Annotated in this window: 16 protein-coding genes; 7 read left to right on the forward strand and 9 right to left on the reverse strand. The window is 70.4% G+C overall.

The window, feature by feature from the left end:
* Nucleotides 1-67: 67 nt before the first annotated feature.
* The 6 genes from KF887_19215 (at nucleotide 68) to KF887_19240 (ending at nucleotide 6,979) form a co-directional block, all read left to right on the forward strand.
* Nucleotides 68-1,000 carry a LysR family transcriptional regulator gene (locus KF887_19215; GenBank protein ID QYK41463.1) on the forward strand — a complete coding sequence of 311 codons (933 nt, stop codon included), beginning with the start codon at nucleotides 68-70 and terminating at the stop codon, nucleotides 998-1,000.
* Between the two features lie 106 nt (nucleotides 1,001-1,106).
* The gene (locus KF887_19220) at nucleotides 1,107-2,099 is read left to right on the forward strand and encodes a tripartite tricarboxylate transporter substrate binding protein (protein QYK41464.1); all 993 of its coding nucleotides are present in this window, start codon (nucleotides 1,107-1,109) and stop codon (nucleotides 2,097-2,099) included.
* A 112-nt stretch (nucleotides 2,100-2,211) separates the two neighbouring features.
* On the forward strand, nucleotides 2,212-2,724 hold the full coding sequence (locus KF887_19225) for a tripartite tricarboxylate transporter TctB family protein (protein ID QYK41465.1): 513 nt from the start codon (nucleotides 2,212-2,214) through the stop codon (nucleotides 2,722-2,724).
* Nucleotides 2,725-2,727: 3 nt separating this feature from the next.
* Entirely contained in the window at nucleotides 2,728-4,224 is a 1,497-nt protein-coding gene (locus KF887_19230) for a tripartite tricarboxylate transporter permease (protein QYK41466.1), read from the forward strand.
* Nucleotides 4,225-4,259: 35 nt separating this feature from the next.
* On the forward strand, nucleotides 4,260-5,105 hold the full coding sequence (locus KF887_19235; GenBank protein ID QYK41467.1) for a shikimate dehydrogenase: 846 nt from the start codon (nucleotides 4,260-4,262) through the stop codon (nucleotides 5,103-5,105).
* Entirely contained in the window at nucleotides 5,102-6,979 is a 1,878-nt protein-coding gene (locus tag KF887_19240; GenBank protein QYK41468.1) for a sugar phosphate isomerase/epimerase and 4-hydroxyphenylpyruvate domain-containing protein, read from the forward strand. The genes KF887_19235 and KF887_19240 overlap by 4 nt, the downstream gene beginning before the upstream one ends.
* A 142-nt stretch (nucleotides 6,980-7,121) precedes the next feature.
* On the opposite strand, the gene KF887_19245 is transcribed toward KF887_19240, so the two are convergent.
* The 9 genes from KF887_19245 to KF887_19285 all read right to left on the reverse strand — a co-directional run bounded on the left by KF887_19245 (nucleotide 7,122) and on the right by KF887_19285 (nucleotide 16,385).
* On the reverse strand, nucleotides 7,122-8,111 hold the full coding sequence (locus KF887_19245) for an oxidoreductase (GenBank protein QYK41469.1): 990 nt from the start codon (nucleotides 8,109-8,111) through the stop codon (nucleotides 7,122-7,124).
* A gap of 87 nt (nucleotides 8,112-8,198) precedes the next feature.
* The gene (locus KF887_19250; GenBank protein ID QYK41470.1) at nucleotides 8,199-8,810 is read right to left on the reverse strand and encodes a DUF1326 domain-containing protein; all 612 of its coding nucleotides are present in this window, start codon (nucleotides 8,808-8,810) and stop codon (nucleotides 8,199-8,201) included.
* A 16-nt stretch (nucleotides 8,811-8,826) separates the two neighbouring features.
* Nucleotides 8,827-9,594 (reverse strand): DUF2182 domain-containing protein, encoded by a 768-nt coding sequence (locus KF887_19255; GenBank protein ID QYK41471.1) that lies wholly within the window; start codon nucleotides 9,592-9,594, stop codon nucleotides 8,827-8,829.
* A gap of 21 nt (nucleotides 9,595-9,615) precedes the next feature.
* Nucleotides 9,616-10,647, reverse strand: coding sequence for a glycosyltransferase family 4 protein (locus KF887_19260; protein QYK41472.1), 1,032 nt, complete (start codon nucleotides 10,645-10,647; stop codon nucleotides 9,616-9,618).
* Between the two features lie 4 nt (nucleotides 10,648-10,651).
* Nucleotides 10,652-12,220 carry an ABC transporter permease subunit gene (locus KF887_19265; GenBank protein ID QYK41473.1) on the reverse strand — a complete coding sequence of 523 codons (1,569 nt, stop codon included), beginning with the start codon at nucleotides 12,218-12,220 and terminating at the stop codon, nucleotides 10,652-10,654.
* Entirely contained in the window at nucleotides 12,217-13,071 is an 855-nt protein-coding gene (locus KF887_19270) for an ABC transporter ATP-binding protein (protein ID QYK41474.1), read from the reverse strand. Before KF887_19270 ends, KF887_19265 begins: the two co-directional genes overlap by 4 nt.
* On the reverse strand, nucleotides 13,013-13,999 hold the full coding sequence (locus KF887_19275) for an ABC transporter substrate-binding protein (protein QYK41475.1): 987 nt from the start codon (nucleotides 13,997-13,999) through the stop codon (nucleotides 13,013-13,015). The genes KF887_19270 and KF887_19275 overlap by 59 nt, the downstream gene beginning before the upstream one ends.
* A gap of 71 nt (nucleotides 14,000-14,070) precedes the next feature.
* Nucleotides 14,071-15,660, reverse strand: a complete 1,590-nt coding sequence (locus tag KF887_19280) for a sulfatase-like hydrolase/transferase (protein ID QYK43663.1) — start codon at nucleotides 15,658-15,660, stop codon at nucleotides 14,071-14,073.
* Nucleotides 15,661-15,662: 2 nt separating this feature from the next.
* Complete coding sequence (locus KF887_19285; protein ID QYK41476.1) at nucleotides 15,663-16,385, reverse strand: CDP-alcohol phosphatidyltransferase family protein; 723 nt, start codon at nucleotides 16,383-16,385, stop codon at nucleotides 15,663-15,665.
* Between the two features lie 91 nt (nucleotides 16,386-16,476).
* On the opposite strand from KF887_19285, the gene KF887_19290 reads away from it, so the two are divergent.
* Nucleotides 16,477-17,019: a cytochrome b/b6 domain-containing protein gene (locus KF887_19290; GenBank protein QYK43664.1), complete on the forward strand. Its 543-nt coding sequence runs from the start codon at nucleotides 16,477-16,479 to the stop codon at nucleotides 17,017-17,019.
* Nucleotides 17,020-17,024: the final 5 nt, after the last annotated feature.

Genomic DNA, 17,024 nt, shown 5'->3' on the forward strand with positions numbered 1-17,024 from the left:
ATACGGAATTTCATTCCAATCTGCAATCCCCTTTGCGGCCCGTACAGCGCCGGATAGCATCGGCGCCATGCGGGAACTCACGCTGCGGCAGATCGAGGTCATCCGGGCGGTGATGATGGCGGGCACCATCCAGGGGGCCGCCAAGCTGCTGAACGTGTCGGCCCCCGGCATCAGCCGCCTGGTCCGCCACACCGAGGATCTGATCGGGATGCGCCTGTTCGAGCGCAAGGCGGGCCTTTTCGTGCCTGCCCCCGAGGCGCATGCCATCTTCGAGATGATCCATCAGGTGTACCGGCAGGTCGAGAACCTGACCACCGCCGTGTCGTCGCTGCGCAAGGGTGCCGATTACACGCTGGCCTTCGCGTCGGCGCCCTCGATCGCGCAGTTCATCGCTGCACGCGCGATTCGTGGCATGCGCGCGCGGTTTCCCGACCTGTTCATCGACCTGAACATCCTGAAGATCGAGGAGACGCTCGACTACCTGCTGCTGGAGCGGGGCGAGTTCGTTGTGATGAGCTCGCCCCTGGACAATCCCGCAGTGGAAAGCCAGCCCCTGGTCGAGGGGCGCGTGGTGGCCATCGTGCCCGAGGGGCATCCGCTGGCCGCACAGGAGGTGATCTCGGTTCACGACCTGGCGCGCGAGGCCTTCATTGGTGTCGATCCGGAAGACCCCTATGGCGCCTTGCTGGCCCAGCCGTTCCGGGCCGCAGGGATCGCGCTGCGCTACTCGATGCGGGGCCGGTTCGCGCAGACCACGGTCAGCCTTGTGCGGCACGGGCTGGGCGTCGCGGTGATCGACGAGTTCTCGGTGGCCGAGGTCTACATGCCCGGACTGGTGCGCCGCCCGCTGAAGGAACCGGCCAGCGTCACCGCCTATGTGCTGCAGAAGAAGGGACGGCAGCTGTCCAGCTTTGCCGATTTTGCCATCGAGCGCTTTCGCCGGGAACTGTCGCAGGCCCGCGCGCGCGACACCTGGGATCCCGCCCCGAGAATAACATGATGTTCACAAGTTCGCACTCGCGGTATTTGCGGTTATGTTTCGATCCTGTCAAAGTCCTGTCATGCGGCCCTTCACGGCGGGCCGCCCATATCCGAGGGAGGAACCCATGAAACAAACGCTGATCGGCGCGGCCCTTGCGCTTGGCCTGGCCGCCCTGCCGGCCCTTGCCGAATACCCGGAACGCGAAATCCAGGGCATCATCCAGTGGGGTGCCGGCGGCTCGACCGACACCGTGTCGCGCGCGATCACGCCTCATGCCGAGGCGGTGCTGGGCGGCAAGATCGTCATGCAGAACGTCACCGGCGGCGTCGGCGCGATCGCGCTGAACCAGGTGGCGAATGGCGAGGCCGATGGCTACACGCTGCTGTTCGGCGCCGAGAACCCGCTGCTCTACAAGGTGATGGGCCTGGGCGAGAAGGACTATTCCGACTTCATCCCGATCAATGTGATCGCCCGTGGCGTGCCGCTGCTGGTGGCGCGGCCGGATGCGCCCTTCAACACCTTCCCCGAGATGATCGCCTACATCAACGCCAACCCCAAGGCGGTGAAGTTCGGCTCCACGGGGCCGGGGGGCCTGCCCTCGGTGGTGACGGCGATGATCAATGCCAAGACGCCGATCGACGTGACCTTCATCCCCTATGACGGCGACGGCCCGGCGCTGACCGCGCTGATGGGCGGGGCCGTCGACGTGATGCCCGCCGTCCTTGGCGCGGCCATCGAGAACGTCAAGGCGGGCAAGATGAAACCCATCGCCCTGTTCGACACCGAACCGGCGCCGCAACTGCCCGAGGCCGCCACCATCGTCTCGACCAACCCGGAATTCGCCGACTTCCTGCCCTGGGGTCCGTTCTTCGGCATATTCGTCAAGAACGGCACGCCGGACGACGTCGTGGCCAAGCTGACCGCCGCCTATGCCGAGGGCGCGACATCGGCCGACTTCCTGGCCCTGATGGACGGTCGGGGGTTCAAGATGATGTCGCTGTCCGGCGCCGAGGCGCAGGATTTCCTGAGCCGCTGGCAATCCACCACTGCCTGGCTGGTGTGGGAAGCGGGCCTTGGCAAGAACGACCCGGCCACGGTCGGCATTCCGAAGCCCTGACGGCCATGTGACCTGATGCGACGCCGCCCCCTTCCTCGACAAGCGGGGCGGCGTTTCCATTCCGGGCAAAGGTGCCCGGGCCAAGGTCGGACCGATCCCGAGGGAGGGGAAGATGGTTTCGCAACACCCGAGGCGCCCCGGCGAACTGGCGTTCAACGCCGCCGTCTTTGCCGTCAGCCTGTTCCTGTTCCATACCGCCTACAAGATTTCCGGGTTCGAGGCGCTTTCGGCCCCCGGCACCGTTCCGATGGCGACGACGGGCCTGATGGTGATCACCGCAGGCATCGTGCTGATTGAATCGCTGCGCAAGTCAGGCGTGACAGGCGAACGGATCGAACGCGATATCCTGCCGCTGCCGGTGATCGCGACGATCCTGCTCATCGCGGCCTACGCGCTGCTGCTGAAGCCGCTGGGGTTCCTTCCGACCTCGTTCCTGTTCCTCGCGGCGATGATCCGGATGCTGTCGGGCCGCGGCCTCGTCTGGACGTTCGGCATCTCGGCCTTCTGCGTGATCCTGGTCTGGGTCGTGTTCCGGCTGGTGTTCTCGGTCCTGATGCCTGCGGGCATCGTGCCCGAAGCCGAATTCCTCGCCTTCGTCCGCAACCTCGCATCCGGGGGGAACTGAGCCATGGAGATCCTGTCTGCCCTGCTGGTGCCCATGCTGGACCTCAAGTTGCTGTCGCTGGTTGGTCTCGGCACCTTCGCCGGCATCTACATCGGCGCCATCCCGGGCCTGTCGGTCACGATGGCCGTGTCGATCCTGATCTCGTTCACCTTCGCCTGGGATGTGCTGCCGGCGCTTTCGCTGATGATCGGCATCTACATGGGCGGGGTCTATGGCGGGTCGCGCACCGCGATCCTGCTGAACATTCCGGGGGCGCCCTCGGCCATCGCCACGGCGCTTGACGGCTATCCCATGGCCCAGAAGGGTGAGGCGGGCGAGGCCATCGGCATCACCACGGTCATGTCCTTCTTCGGCGGCTTCATCGGCATCCTGGTGCTGGCCCTCGCGGCGCCCGCGGTGTCGGACTTTGCGCTGCGGTTCCAGCCGCGCGACTTCATGCTGCTGGCGATCCTGGGGATCCTGCTGGTGGGTTCGCTGTCGGGGGAAAGCCTGACAAAGGGGGTCTTTGCCGGGGCCCTGGGCCTGATGATCGGGTCGATCGGCCTTGATCCGATGACGATGGAGCAGCGGTTCACCTTCGGGTCGATGCAGCTCATGGGTGGCGTGTCTTTCATCGCCGTGATGATCGGGATGTTCGGCGTGTCCGAGGCGCTGATGCAGTTGCATCACATCGACAAGGCGGCGGTGAAGCAGCGGATCGCGCGGGTGGTGCCCAGCTTCGGCACGGTCCGCAGGTATCTGCCGCTGTCGCTGCAGACCTCGTCCATCGGGGTGATCGTGGGCGCGCTGCCCGGCACCGGTGGCGACATCGCCGCGCTGATGGCCTATGACCATGCCCGCCGCGTGACGAAGAACCCCGAGGTGCCCTTCGGCCAGGGCGCGAAAGAGGGGCTCGTCGCGCCCGAAACCGCCAATAACGCGGCCGTCGGCGGGGCGTTCATCCCCATGATGACACTGGGAATTCCCGGTGACGCAGTGACCGCGATCATGATCGGCGCGCTGTTCATCCACGGGCTGAACCCGGGGCCGCTTCTGATGATCCAGCAACCCGACATGTTCTGGTTCATCGTGGGCGCGCTGTGTCTGGCGAACATCTTCATGCTGATCTTCGGGCTGACCGGGATCCGCCTGTTCGTGAAGATCGTCGAGATGCCGCGCACCGTGCTGGTGCCCGTGATCCTGCTGCTGTCCATCGTGGGGGCCTATGCGGTGGGCAACAGCCTGAACGATGTCTACTGGATGCTGGGTTTCGGGGTTCTGGGCTACTTCATGCGGCTCTACGGCTATACGCTGGGGCCGGTGATCCTGGGGGTGATCCTGTCGCGGCTTCTGGATGACAACTGGCGCCGCGCCATCATCTCGGACCAGGAAAGCCTGCCCCTGCTGCTGAAGGGCATCCTGACAAGCCCCCTGTCGGCGGTGCTGTTGGCTGCGGTGGTGCTGATCGTGCTGTCGAAACTGCCGCTGCGCGGCCTTCTGCGCCGGGGCGCCAGACCATGACCGCAACCGCGACCACGACATCCAGGGGCGCCGCGATGACCGATACCATCCGTCTTGGCCTGATCGGCGACAACATCGCCGCATCGCAGTCGCCGCGCCTGCATCGGCTGGCGGGGGCGCAGAACCATCGGCGGGTCGTCTACGACAGCCTGATCCCGCGCCTTGAAGGAGCGGATTTCGACAGCCTTTTCAACCGGGTGGCGCTTGGCGGCTACCGTGGCGTGAACGTGACCTACCCCTACAAGGAACGCGCGGCCTCAAAGGTCTCGATCGACGATCCGCTGGTGCGCGCGATCGGGGCGGTGAACACGGTGCGCTTTGACGCAGGCGGTCCGAGGGGGTTCAACACCGACCATTCGGGTTTCGTCGCGGCCTACCGCCGCGTGATGGGCGACACCCCGCCGGGGCCGGTGCTGATGATCGGGGCGGGGGGCGTGGGCAAGGCGGTGGCCTTTGGTCTTGTCGCGCTCGGGATGACGGAGATCCGCATCGCCGACCGCGACCTGCCCAAGGCCGAGGCACTGGCCGAAGCGCTGCGGACGGTGCGCCCGGGGCTGCTGACGCGGACCGGCAGCGACGCCCAGGCGATGTCCGAGGGTGCCTCGGGCCTGGTGAACTGCACGCCCGTGGGCATGGTCGGATACGCGGGCACGCCCCTGCCCGCCCCGGCGATGCCGGGGGCGGCCTGGGCCTTTGATGCGGTCTATACCCCTGTGGACACACAGTTTCTGCAGGATGCCGGGGCGGCGGGTCTGCGCATCATCTCGGGCTACGAGCTGTTTGTGGGCCAGGGCGTCGACGCCTGGGCGATCTTTACCGGCCTGCCTCTGGATGAGGCGCAGCTGCGGGCAGACCTTCTGGCGGGGCGCGACGTGTCATGAAAACGGCCATTGCCACCGTCTCGGTTTCGGGACGTTTTGTCGAGAAGCTGGACGCCATCGCCCAGGCGGGGTTCGACGGAATCGAGATCTTCGAGCAGGATTTCATCGCCGCCGACCATTCCCCGCGCGAGGTGGGCGCCATGGTGCGCGACCATGGCCTGGAAATCGCGCTGTTCCAGCCCTTCCGGGATTTCGAAGGTCTGCCAGAGCCTTACCGCAGCCGGGCCTTTGCCCGTGCGGCGCGCAAGTTCGCCCTGATGGACGAGCTTGGCACGGATCTGCTGCTGGTCTGTTCCTCGGTCCACCCGGCCGCCCTGGGCGGCATCGACCGCATGGCGCAGGATTTCCACGATCTGGGCGAGCTGGCAGCGCGCCATGGAATCCGCGTCGGGTTCGAGGCGCTGTGCTGGGGTCGCCATGTGAACGACCACCGCGACGCCTGGGAGGTGGTGCGCCGCGCGGAGCATCCGAACGTCGGCCTGATCCTGGATTCGTTCCACACCCTGGGGCGGGGCATCGACCCCGATACCATCCGTCGTATCCCGGGCGACCGCATCTTTTTCGTCCAGCTTGCCGATGCACCGGCCATCCCGATGGACCTGCTGTACTGGTCGCGACACTTCCGGAACATGCCGGGCGAGGGTGACCTGGACGTGACGGGTTTTCTGAGGGCGGTCATGGCGACGGGCTATGGCGGGCCGCTGTCGCTGGAGATCTTCAACGACCAGTTCCGCGCGGGGCTGCCGCGGCTGGTGGCGCAGGACGGGCACCGCAGCCTGATCCACCTGGCCGACCGGGTGCGCCGGGCCGAGCCCGGCCTGTTGCCCGAGCTGCCCGGATTTCCCGCCCCGGCGCCGGTCGAAGGGGTCGAGTTCATCGAGTTCGCGACCGACCCGGATGATGCCAAATCTCTGGAATTATTCCTGAATTCCAGCGGGTTCGAACCTGCGGGGCGGCATGTGTCGAAAGCCGTCACGCTGTGGCGGCAGGGCGGTGTGAACATCCTTGTCAATACCGAGACCGAGGGGTTTGCGCATTCTGCCTATGTGGCCCATGGGACGACGGTGTCCGAGATCGCGCTGACGGTGCCGGATGCGGAGGGGGCGTTCCGGCGGGCGGTGGCATTGGGGGCCGAGGTGCATGACCAGCCGGTCGCGGCGGGTGAGCTGGCGATCCCGGCGATCCGGGGGGTGGGGGGCAGCATGATCCGGCTGCTGGACCACGGATCGGACCTTGGGCGCATCTGGCAGGTGGATTTCCGCAGCGTGGCGGCGCCCGAAGGTGCGGGTCTGGCCGGGGTGGACCACATCGGTCAGACCATGGCGCATGACGAGATGCTGAGCTGGGCGCTCTACTACACCTCGGTGTTCGACGGGGTGAAGGCACCGATGGTCGACGTGGCCGATCCTGACGGGCTGGTGCGGTCGCAGGCGGTGAGGTCGGGCGCGCTGCGCGTGACGCTGAACGGCGCCGAGGCCCGCCGGACATTGGCGGGGCGGTTCGTGGAGGAAAGCTTTGGTTCGGCCGTGCAGCATATAGCCTTTGAAACAAAGGATATTTTCGGAACGGCGGCGCGACTTGCCGCGCGGGGGTTCCCGGTGCTGCAGATCGGCGCGAACTATTACGACGACGTCGAGGCGCGGTTCGGGCTGGACCCGGCGCTGACGGCGCGGCTGCGGGCGGCGAATGTGATGTATGACGAGGAGCCGGGGGGTCAGTTCTTCCAGCTCTATTCGGCCAGCCGGCCGGACGGGCTGTTCTTCGAGATCGTGCAGCGGCAGGGCAACTATCAGGGCTATGGCGCCCCGAACGCACCGTTCCGCATCGCGGCGCAGAAGCGCGCCGCGCGACCGGCGGGGATGCCGCAATTCTGACGGGCGAATCAGGTTAACGCGCTGATCCGGCGCGGATTTCGGTGTATGGCACCCGTCCAGCAGCCGTCGGTTCCGCGTATGGCATCCGTCCCGACAGGCCGCGCGCGGCGGGCATAGTTAACGCAACGCCCGGACCGGTGCGTCAGGCATTCACATCCACGACGACGCGGCCCTGCACCTGGCCCTTGAGGATCGCCGCCCCGAGTGCGGGCAGGTCGGCCAGCGTGGCGGGCTGCACCATGGCGTGCAGCCGGTCCATCGGCAGGTCGCGGGCGATCCGGTCCCAGGCGCGCACCCGGTCGGCATAGGGGCGCATCACGCTGTCGATGCCCAGCAGGTTCACGCCGCGCAGCAGGAAGGGCACCACGGTTGCGGGCAGCGCCGCCCCCCCGGCAAGGCCCACGGCGGCAACCGAGGCGCCGTATTTCATCTGGCCCAGCACGCGGGCCAGCATGGCCCCGCCCACGGCATCGACACAGCCCGCCCAGGTCTCGGATTCAAGCGGGCGCTTGACGGTTTCGGCCAGTTCGGCACGCGGCACGATCCGCGCGGCGCCCAGGGATTTCAGGTAGGATTCGGTTTCCGGGCGGCCGGTCACGGCGGCGACGCCATAGCCCAGGTTCGCAAGGATCGCGGTCGCAACCGAGCCCACGCCCCCGGCGGCGCCGGTCACCAGAACCTCGCCCTTCGCGGGGGTCAGGCCGTGATCCTCGAGCGCGATGACGGCCAGCATGGCGGTCAGCCCCGCCGTGCCCACGGCCATCGCGTCGCGTGTGGTCAGGCCGGCGGGCAGCGGCACCAGCCAGTCGGCCCTGACGCGGGCACGGGTGGCATAGCCGCCCCAATGCGCCTCGCCCACGCGCCAGCCGGTCAGCACCACCGAATCGCCGGGGCGGTAGCGCGGATCGTCGGAGCTTTCCACGCGGCCCGCGAAATCGATCCCCGGAACATGGGGATAGCTGCGCACCAGGCCGCCGCCGCTGGTCACGCAGAGGCCATCCTTGTAGTTCAGCGTCGAGTATTCGACCGCCACGGTCACGTCGCCCGGGGGCAACCGATCATCGGGCAGATCCTGCAGGGTGGCACGGGTCTGGCCCGCCTCGTCCTTCTCGACCAGCAATGCGCGGAACATCTGCCCCTCCCTGACTGACGGCCCGCCGGTTATGGACAAGGCCGGCGGCGGGTGCAAGGCGCGGCCCCGCCGGCCGGGGCGCGGGCGTCAGGCCGGCCCGTGCCAGTCGATCTGGCAGATCTCGGCGCTGCGGCCGTCGAAATCCCAGACGCGGCCATGGCTGCGCACGCGGCCCCGGGTGGCGGTGGCGATGGTGATGTCGGGCCCCATCCAGTAGCCGGTGTTGGTGACCGTCACGTCGCGGTCGGGATCGGGGCCCTCGATGGGGACGACCTCGCCCTGGATGCGCTTGCCGACGATGAGGCGGCGTTTCTTGCCCTCGGTCTGATAGCTGACGGGGGCGCGTTCGGCGCCCGCGAATTCGCCCACCAGCATCGAGAACAGGCCGGTCGTTCCGCGCGCGCGGCCCGAGAAGATGCGGGTCAGCCCGTCGAAGGCGGCATCGGAGGCCCGGTCGTCGATGAAGGCGGCGGCCTTCCAGTTGCCGCGCGCCATCAGGCCGGGAATGTCGAGCCACATGCCGATGGCGAGGCCGGACAGCGGTTCGTCCCCGAAATGGCCGCTGTCGATGCGGATGCCCATCCAGGCCTGGCAATACCCCTCGGTCGGGGGATGCTTGCCCAGGCTGACGACGCAGGGGCAGAACACCGTGCAGTTGCAGTTCAGGATCAGTTCGCCCTTGATGGCCCAGTCGGTCATGCCGCCCCCCTATCCGCTACAGTAGTCCCGCGCCCACCGCCGCCGCGCAGGCCAGCAGCGCCACGCCAAGTGGCCGGGTCAGGCGCCGCCCGATCGCCAGTTTCTCGGCCGCCATCAGCAGGGTGGCGCCACCCATCCAGAGCAGGTTCATCGTGCCGCCGACAAAGGCCGTGGCCATCAGCGCCCAGCAGCAGCCAAGGCAATGCACGCCCATCGACAGGCCCATCCGGAAGGCCGGGCCGGAACCGGGGCGCCAGCGTTCGAGGAAGAAGGTCAAGGGATGGCGGCAGCGCGACAGGCAGGCGGATTTCCAGGCGGTGAACTGCCACAGGCCGGCACCCGCCAGCAGCGCGGCGGTCAGCGGGCGCGACAGGCTGGCGCCGTCGGGGCCGATCAGCGCGACCTGGGACAGGGCCGATTGCAGCGCCGCGCCACCGGCCGATGCGGCAAGCCAGACCGCGAGGTAGCCCCCGGCAAGGGCCATGGCGGCGCGGTCGTCGGTGGCGCCGGTGGCGGCGAGGTTGCGGAAGGTGGACAGCGCGGGGGCGAAGGTCGGCAGCATCATCGCCGCCGCCATCAGCGCCCACATCGCGAATAGTGCCAGCGGCTGTGCCTGGCCCGCCGCGACGCAGAGCGAGGCGAGCAGGCCCGGCGGGGCGCCATCGGGCAGGGCCTGGGCGCGCGCCATCAGGAACACGCCCGCCCATGCGGCAAGGACCGTGCCGAAGAAGGCGGGCCAGAGCAGGCGCGCGGGGGGCAGCGACAGGGGCCGGGCGGCGAACATGGCCCGACCCTAGCCGCGCCGTCACAGGCTGTCGAGGACGCGGCCCATCACCGCCGCCGTATCGGACCAGCGGGGCAGGGCATGGCCCGCGGCGGTGCTGGCCGCCGCCATGGCGGCGCGGGCGGGCGCGTCGGTCAGCAGGTGGCGCAGCGCGGCGGCGAAGGCGGCGGCATCGTCGACCGGCACCAGGTGGCCGGTGCCGGGGGGCACCGTCTCGGGCACCGCCCCGGCGGCGCAGGTGACGATGGGCAGACCGTGCAGCAGCGCCTCGCCGAAGACCATGCCGTAACCTTCGTAGCGGGTGGCCAGGGCAAAGACCGTGGCCCGGGTGTAGAGCTCGGCCAGGTCCGCCTCGGCCATGCTGCCGCGGAAGGTCAGGCGGGGGCCGAGGGGCGCGGCCTGCGCGGCCAGGGCCGCGCGCACGGCGGGATCGTGGGTGCCGCCCACGATCTGCGCCTGCCAGGGCAGGTCGGCGATGCGCGACAGCGCGTCGATCAGCACGTCATGCCCCTTGCGGGCGGCGATCAGGCCCACCGACAGGATCAGCGGCGGGTCGAGGGGGGCGCGGCGCGGGTCGGGCGCGGCGAAGCCGGGAAGCGCCACGCTGATCGCGGCGGGGTCCACGCCGAAATCGGCGGCGAGGATGCGCGCGGTGTGGGGCGAGGGCACGACGACATGGGCGGCAAGCGCGAGATTGGCGGCCTCGCGCCGCAGCAGCTCGGCCGCGCGGGCGGGCGGCAGGCCGGTTTCGAGACCGAGGGGGTGATGGATCATCGCGACCAGCGGCGCGGCCACGGTGGCAAGACCGGCGGTGTCGATGGCACCATAGACGAGGCCATCGAGGATCAGCGGCGCATCCGGCGGCAGGGCGGCAAGGGTGCGCACCGTTTCGGCGGTGTCGGCGGGCGTGGGATCGGGAAAGCCGGCCGGCAGTTCGACATGCGCGACCGGGCGGCCCTGCGCGCGCAGCGACAGCAGCAGGTTCTTTTCGTAGATGAAGCCGCCGGTCTTGCGGTCGATGTCACCGGGGATGGCAAAGGCGGCGGGGCGCATGGGATCACCTGTGCAGCTGTTCGGGCGCAAACCGCAGCAGGACGCGGCGTTCCACCCTGCCGACGGCCGCATAGCCGACCGCGGCAGTCAGCGCCATGACGGCGACGGCGGCCCACATCTGCGTCCAGCCCGAGGTCGAGGGGGTGAGCGCCATCAGCCCGCCCATGCCGATGCCGGTTGCCAGCCATTCGGCCGTGGTGGCGGCCAGGATCGCGGCGGGCAGCGCCATGCGGGCGGCGGCGAAGAAGGCGGGCAGCATGGCGGGCACCTGCACCAGCCACAGACGGTGCAGCGGGCGAGCGGCATAGCTGGCCAGCAGGTCGCGCAACGGCGGCGGCACACGCGACAGGCCCGAGAGGCAGGCGACGAGCGTGGGGAAGAAGATCATCGTGGCGACAATGGCGATGGTGCCGACGGCGCCGCGCCCGAGCGCCAGCACGATCAGCGGCGCGGTGGTCAGGATCGGCACGGCGCGCAGGGCGATGGCCAGCGGCATGGCGACGGCACCGACACCGGGGCGCGCCGCGATCGCCAGCGCCAGCCCCGCACCAAGCGCCAGCCCGGCAAGATAGCCCGGAACGGTCAGCACCATGGTCTGCGCCCAGGCGGCGGCCAGCGTGGCCCGGTGGGCGGCGGCCCCGGGCGCGGTGACCAGCCAGGCCCAGACATCGGCGGGCCGCTTGGCAAAGAACGGGTGCAGGCCCGCAAGCTCCATCGCGGCATGCCACAGCGCGACGGCGGCGACCGCGGCGATGGCAAGGCCAAGCATCCCGCGAAGGGCGCGGGCGGCGCCCGAGGCCGCCGCATGGGCGGGCGGCGGAGCCATCAGCAGCGCGGGCGGCGCCACCGCAAGCCGGGCGCCCGCCGCGCCCACTGCAGCATAGGCCGCAACCGACAGGCCCGCCGCCACCGCCGCCACCGCCCAGAGACCCGCCACGTCGATTTCCCGCATGGCGCGGATGGTCAGCACGCCCAGGCCGCGCTCGGCCCCGGTGAATTCACCCACCATCGCGCCCAGCACGGCCGCCGGGGTGGCGATCTGGAGACCGGCCACCAGATAGGGCAGCGCCGCCGCGGCGCGGATGCGCCACAGTTCATCCAGCCGTCCGCCGCCATAGCTGCGCACCAGATCGAACCAGGCGGCGGGGGCGGCCCGAAGGCCGACCATCAGGGCGAGGAAGGTGGTGTAATAGACGGCAAGCGCCGCCAGCGTCACCTGCGGCCCGGCGCCGGTGCCCCAGAGCGCGCGCAGGATCGGGCCCGTGGCGACCAGCGGAAGGCAGAACACCAGCAGCGCCAGCACGCCCACCAGCCGTTCCACCCGCGGAACCGCAAGGCACAGCGCGGCCAGCGCCACGGCCACAAGATTGCCCGCCACGAATCCCAGGGCCGCGTTCTGCAGGGTGATCGCCGTGGCGCGGACCACGAGCCCGGCATGCGACGACAGCCAGCCCGCAACCTCGACCGGACCGGCGATCATGGCGAGGCCCGCAAAGGCACGGGCCGCGGTTTCCCACAGGACGAGCGTGGCCAGCCCGCCGGCAGCGGCGGCAGCGATCGCCCGCGCCGTCATTCGGCGGCCAGCGGCCGGTCGCCCGCCGCGCCGTCCCACAGCGCCGCCGACACCCTGTCGACGAGGTCGTGGAAGCCGGGGGTGCGTGTCAGGTCGCGGGCGCGCGGGCGCGGCAGGTCGATGGCGATATCGGCCACCACGCGGGCCGGGCGGGCCGAGAACACGATCACCCGGTCCGACAGGAGCACCGCCTCGGCCACCGAATGCGTCACGAGCAGCGTGGTGGTGCCGCGCGTCTCCCACAGTTTCGGCAGATCCTCGTTCAGGCGCAGGCGGGTCAGTTCGTCGACGGCCCCGAAGGGTTCGTCAAGCAGCAGCAGGCCGGGCGCCGTGGCCAGGCAGCGGGCGATGGCGGCGCGCTGGCGCATGCCCCCTGAAAGCTCGGCCGGACGCCGGTCTTCCCAGCCCTGCAGCCCGACAAGATGGATCAGCCGGTCCACCGCCTGCGGATCGGGCGCGCGGCGCGACAGGGTCAGGGCAAGCGCCACATTGCCCCGCACCGTCCGCCAGGGCAGCAGCGCCGCGTCCTGGAAGGCGACGGCAAGCCCCGCCCGCGTGGTGACCTGCGCAGGCGTTTCGTCGCCGATGGCGACCGTGCCCGTCGTCGGCACGTCGAGCCCGGCGATCAGGCGCAGCAGCGTGGACTTGCCGCAGCCTGACGGACCGACAAGCGCGGTGGTCCGGCCCGCCGCGAAGGACAGGGTCAGCGGCGACAGGGCCTGCACCCTGCCCTGCCCCTGCCCCCAGGCCATCGACAGATCCGATATCCGGACCTCGGGCGGTGCGGGGTGGTCAGGCACCCCGCACCTCTTCGAGGATCGAGCGGTCCCACAGGTCAGGCGTGACCGCATGGCCCAGCAGCGCAAGCGTCTGGATGTTGGCCGCGACGGTTTCGTCGGTAAACCAGCCGAAGCCCATGGCATCGGTCAGGTCCGAGAACATCAGCGGCACCTGGCGCGCGGCCTGCAGTTCCTGCGTCGGCAGATCGAGGCCCTGATCGGGATGCAGGGCGACGGTCAGCGCGGCGGCGGCGGCAGGGTCGGCGCGATAGTCGGTCCAGCCGCGCAGCTCGCCCCGCATCAGCGCCACCAGATCGGCGCGGCGGTTGGCCAGGCTGTCGTCGGTCGCGATATAGGTCTGGGAATGCAGGGCATAGCCGTGATCGGCCATCAGCATCACCTCGTTGGCGATGCCCCGCTGCGTCATGGCGACGGGCAGGTCGGTGGCCCAGCACAGCAGGCAGTCGACCTCGCCCGAGATCAGGGGGGCCGCGTCATAGAGCGTGGGGACGACGGCAATGCTGTTCACGTCGATCCCGTTCAGGGTGCAGAGCGCGGTCAGCACCGGCATGTTGGCAAGCGCCATGCCGATCCGCTTGCCCGGCAGGTCGGCGGGGCTGCGCACCGGATTGACCGGCAGCGATGCGATGGCGAAGGGGTTCTTCTGCATCGCCACGCCGATGATGCGGAAGGGCGCGCCCTGCGCCACGGCCGCGGCGGTATAGTCGGCCGCCGATATGCCGACCAGGGCCTGCCCCGACACGACGGGCGGTTCCACGGGGGCATTGGGCCCGCCGGGGTTCAGCGCGACCTCCAGCCCGGCCTCGCGCCAGTAGCCCCGGTCGGCGGCGATATAGCTGCCGCCGAACTGCACCGAATGCAGCCAGGACAGTTGCAGCGCGACCCGCGTCTCGGCGCGCGCGGGGCGAACGAGTGCCCCGGCGCCGAACGCCGCGGTGGCGACCGACATGAGGCGGCGGCGGGTGAGGAGCGAGGTCATCGGCGGAATTCTCCCTTTGCCGCGCAAGGGTAGCAGGCGGCGCGGCGTGTTCAATGGCAGTGCGGGTTGTGTCAGGGTGTCGTGAAGGCGGCAAGGAACCGGTCGCGGAAATCCGCCATCGGCCATCGCGGCGTATCGGGGCCCGGGATCAGGCCGGGCGTCAGGCCCCAGCCCGCCAGCGGGGCAAGCGCCTCGGGCGGCCCGATGACATGCAGCGGAACATCGGGGCTGCCGGTCTGGCTGACGAAGGCGGCGGGGGGATGGTCGCCCAGGATCAGGATCAGCGGCGCATCTGCCCCGCCCTGCCGCGCCGCATCGGCAAGTGCGGCGGACAGCGCATAGTCGAGCGACTGGCGATACTGGTCGCGGATCCGGTCGGGATCGCGCCAGACCACCTCGGGCGGGTCACCGGCGGCCATGGCATCGAATTCGGTGCCGTCGCCCACCGCGTCCCAGGGGATCAGGCGCGGCACCGGCACCCAGGGCGCATGCGACGAGATCAGCGCAACCTGCGCAAAGACCGGGCGCGGATCGGGCGGCAGCCGATCCGGCCAGCGGGCCAGGGTGAACTGGTCGGGCATCGTGACCCAGTTGAACGGCAGCCCGCGATACCCCATGGCATCCCGGTCAAGCAGCGTGTCGAAGCCCAGCCGCACGCCTTCGGGCCAGGCCCGGGTGATGGCGGGCGCCACGGCGACCGTGTGATATCCGGCATCCTGCGCGAACTGCCACAGGGTGCGGCGCGGGCTGGCCACCAGGGCCGCATGGCGCGACAGGTCGTTTACCGTCAGGCCGGATGCCAGGGTCGCATGGGCAAGCCAGCTTTGCCCGCCCTCGATCGGCGATTGCAGCCAGAGCGTGCCTGCGGCCAGCCCGGCTGCCGACAATGCGGATCCGGCCCGCCGCAGGGTGGCGGTGTGCGTGGGGGCATAGAGCGGATTGTCGAAACTGCTGCGCGCGTAGCTTTCGACAAAGACGATGCGCAGCTCGCGCCCGCCGAGCCGGTCCAGAACGCCGGTGCGGGCAGCCCAGGGATCGCTGAGCGCGGCCTGCCGGAAGGCACGCAGGTCGGCAGCGGCGCGGCGGGCGTAAAGCGCATGTTCCACCCCGCTGCGCAGCGTGAAGGCGGCGCCCGGGGGGCGCTGCGGCAAGGTCCACAGCCGCATCGCCTGCCCCGCCTCGGCCAGCGCGACCACCCCGGCCAGCGCCGCCCCGATCCCCGCCGCCCGGGCCGCGGCACCGGGCAGCGACACGCGCGACCACAGGCGCAGCGACGCCCAGAGCAGCGCCACGAGGGCGGCAAGCCCCGCCGCCACCCCCGCCAGCAAAAGCGCGGCCGGACCGCCGCCCAGCATGCCGCGGGCAAGGTTCCATCCGGCGCCGACCAGCGGCCAGTCCGCCATTGGGTTCGACCGCCGGTCATAGGCCAGATGGGTGGCAATGTCGGCCGCCTTGAGCAGGGTCAGGACCACCAGAACCGCCGTCAGCACGATGCAGGCGATGCGGGCCGGCCGCCCCGGCGGCAGCGCCAGCAGCAGCAGCAGGATGACGGGCAGTTCCAGCGGGAACAGGAGCAGCGCGCGCAGCGTCAGGGCACCCGGGTGGTTGGGCAGGATCAGCACCAGATGCAGGAACACCGCCGCAGCGGCCAGTCGCGGCAGGATCATCCCGCCCGCGCCCGCAGCCACAACAGATCGCGCCCGAATGACCAGATGAGCAGCCCCGTCGCGCCGGCCCCGAGGGCGGTGGACAGGGGCGGCACCACCGGCGGGGCGATCAGCGCGGTCAGCACGGCGATCTGGATCACGCAGACCGTCTTGCGCGACCGGCGTTCGGGCAGCGCCCCGCCGAGCCAGGGCCAGACCGGCATCGCCGCCACCCAGCCATAGCGCATCATGCCGAGCGCCAGCACCCAGACCCCCGCCTTGCCCGAGACCAGGGCCAGCACCGCCAGCACCGCCGCCATCAGCGCGTCCGTCTCCATGTCGAAGCGTGCGCCGAAGGCTGTCGCCTCGCCCCGGCGCCGCGCGAGCCAGCCGTCGACCCCGTCGAGCGCCAGCGCCCCGAGCGCAAGCGCGACGAGCGCCCAGCCCGCCGCCTCGCGCCCCGACAATCCGCCGGGCATCAGGATCGGGGCGAGCATCAGGCAGGCGACGGCGGCGCGGCCGAGCGTGACGGCATTCGCCGCGCCAAGGTGCCGGGCCGATGCGGCCCGGGACAGGCTCCGCGCCACAAGGGCGGCGATCGTCAGAAAGGCCAGGGGCGGCGCAACGAGCGGCAGGCCGGTGCCGCCCGAGACCGCCCATCCGCCAAGCGCCAGAAGCCCGGCCCCGGCAAGGGACAGGGCGGTCAGCGATGCCGGTGGGGACGGGGCGGGCCTGATCATGACCGGTTGATGAAGGATGCAGAGGTTTCGCTTGTCAATCGGCGGGGGGACCGTGCTAGATCACGAGATGCCGCTTGCCCGAGGCCGTGCCATGCCCGCCGCCGCCTACCATCCTGCATCCCGCGCCCTGCACTGGCTGACCGTCCTTCTTGTTCTGTCGACGATCCCGGTCGGTGCGCTGATGGTGCAGGAAGGCTGGCCCCGCGCGGTGCAGGACCCGATGTACATCTGGCACAAGAACGTCGGCGTGGTGATCCTGCTGGTCGTGCTGGCGCGGCTGGTGCTGCGCTGGCGCCATCCGCCGCCGCCGCTGCCCGCCAGCGTGCCGCCGGTCCAGGCCCGGGTGGCCGAGGCGGTGCACGGGCTGCTGTATCTGCTGCTGGTCGTGATGGCCGTGTCGGGCTACGTGCGGGTCGTCGCCGGGGGCTTTCCGCTGGAGTCGCTCGACGCCCTGGGGGTTCCGCGCATCGTGCCCCGCTCGGACGCGCTCGCCGGAACGGCGAAGGCGATCCACTGGTGGGTGCGCATCCCGCTGGTGCTGCTGATCCTGGCCCATGTCGGTGCGGCGGCCTTCCACGGCATCGTCCGGCGCGACGGGGTGTTCTCGCGGATGTGGCCGCAGCGCGGGGAATAGCCCGC

The organism is Paracoccaceae bacterium, assembly GCA_019454225.1.
Lineage (GTDB): Bacteria > Pseudomonadota > Alphaproteobacteria > Rhodobacterales > Rhodobacteraceae.

Bases quoted from the DNA above. Each gene is read 5' to 3' on its own strand.
- KF887_19215 (QYK41463.1), top strand. From the start codon at position 68: ATGCGGGAACTCACGCTGCGGCAGATCGAGGTCATCCGGGCGGTGATG.
- KF887_19220 (QYK41464.1), top strand. From the start codon at position 1,107: ATGAAACAAACGCTGATCGGCGCGGCCCTTGCGCTTGGCCTGGCCGCC.
- KF887_19225 (QYK41465.1), top strand. From the start codon at position 2,212: ATGGTTTCGCAACACCCGAGGCGCCCCGGCGAACTGGCGTTCAACGCC.
- KF887_19230 (QYK41466.1), top strand. From the start codon at position 2,728: ATGGAGATCCTGTCTGCCCTGCTGGTGCCCATGCTGGACCTCAAGTTG.
- KF887_19235 (QYK41467.1), top strand. From the start codon at position 4,260: ATGACCGATACCATCCGTCTTGGCCTGATCGGCGACAACATCGCCGCA.
- KF887_19240 (QYK41468.1), top strand. From the start codon at position 5,102: ATGAAAACGGCCATTGCCACCGTCTCGGTTTCGGGACGTTTTGTCGAG.
- KF887_19245 (QYK41469.1), bottom strand. From the start codon at position 8,111: ATGTTCCGCGCATTGCTGGTCGAGAAGGACGAGGCGGGCCAGACCCGT.
- KF887_19250 (QYK41470.1), bottom strand. From the start codon at position 8,810: ATGACCGACTGGGCCATCAAGGGCGAACTGATCCTGAACTGCAACTGC.
- KF887_19255 (QYK41471.1), bottom strand. From the start codon at position 9,594: ATGTTCGCCGCCCGGCCCCTGTCGCTGCCCCCCGCGCGCCTGCTCTGG.
- KF887_19260 (QYK41472.1), bottom strand. From the start codon at position 10,647: ATGCGCCCCGCCGCCTTTGCCATCCCCGGTGACATCGACCGCAAGACC.
- KF887_19265 (QYK41473.1), bottom strand. From the start codon at position 12,220: ATGACGGCGCGGGCGATCGCTGCCGCCGCTGCCGGCGGGCTGGCCACG.
- KF887_19270 (QYK41474.1), bottom strand. From the start codon at position 13,071: ATGCGGTCACGCCTGACCTGTGGGACCGCTCGATCCTCGAAGAGGTGC.
- KF887_19275 (QYK41475.1), bottom strand. From the start codon at position 13,999: ATGACCTCGCTCCTCACCCGCCGCCGCCTCATGTCGGTCGCCACCGCG.
- KF887_19285 (QYK41476.1), bottom strand. From the start codon at position 16,385: ATGATCAGGCCCGCCCCGTCCCCACCGGCATCGCTGACCGCCCTGTCC.
- KF887_19290 (QYK43664.1), top strand. From the start codon at position 16,477: ATGCCCGCCGCCGCCTACCATCCTGCATCCCGCGCCCTGCACTGGCTG.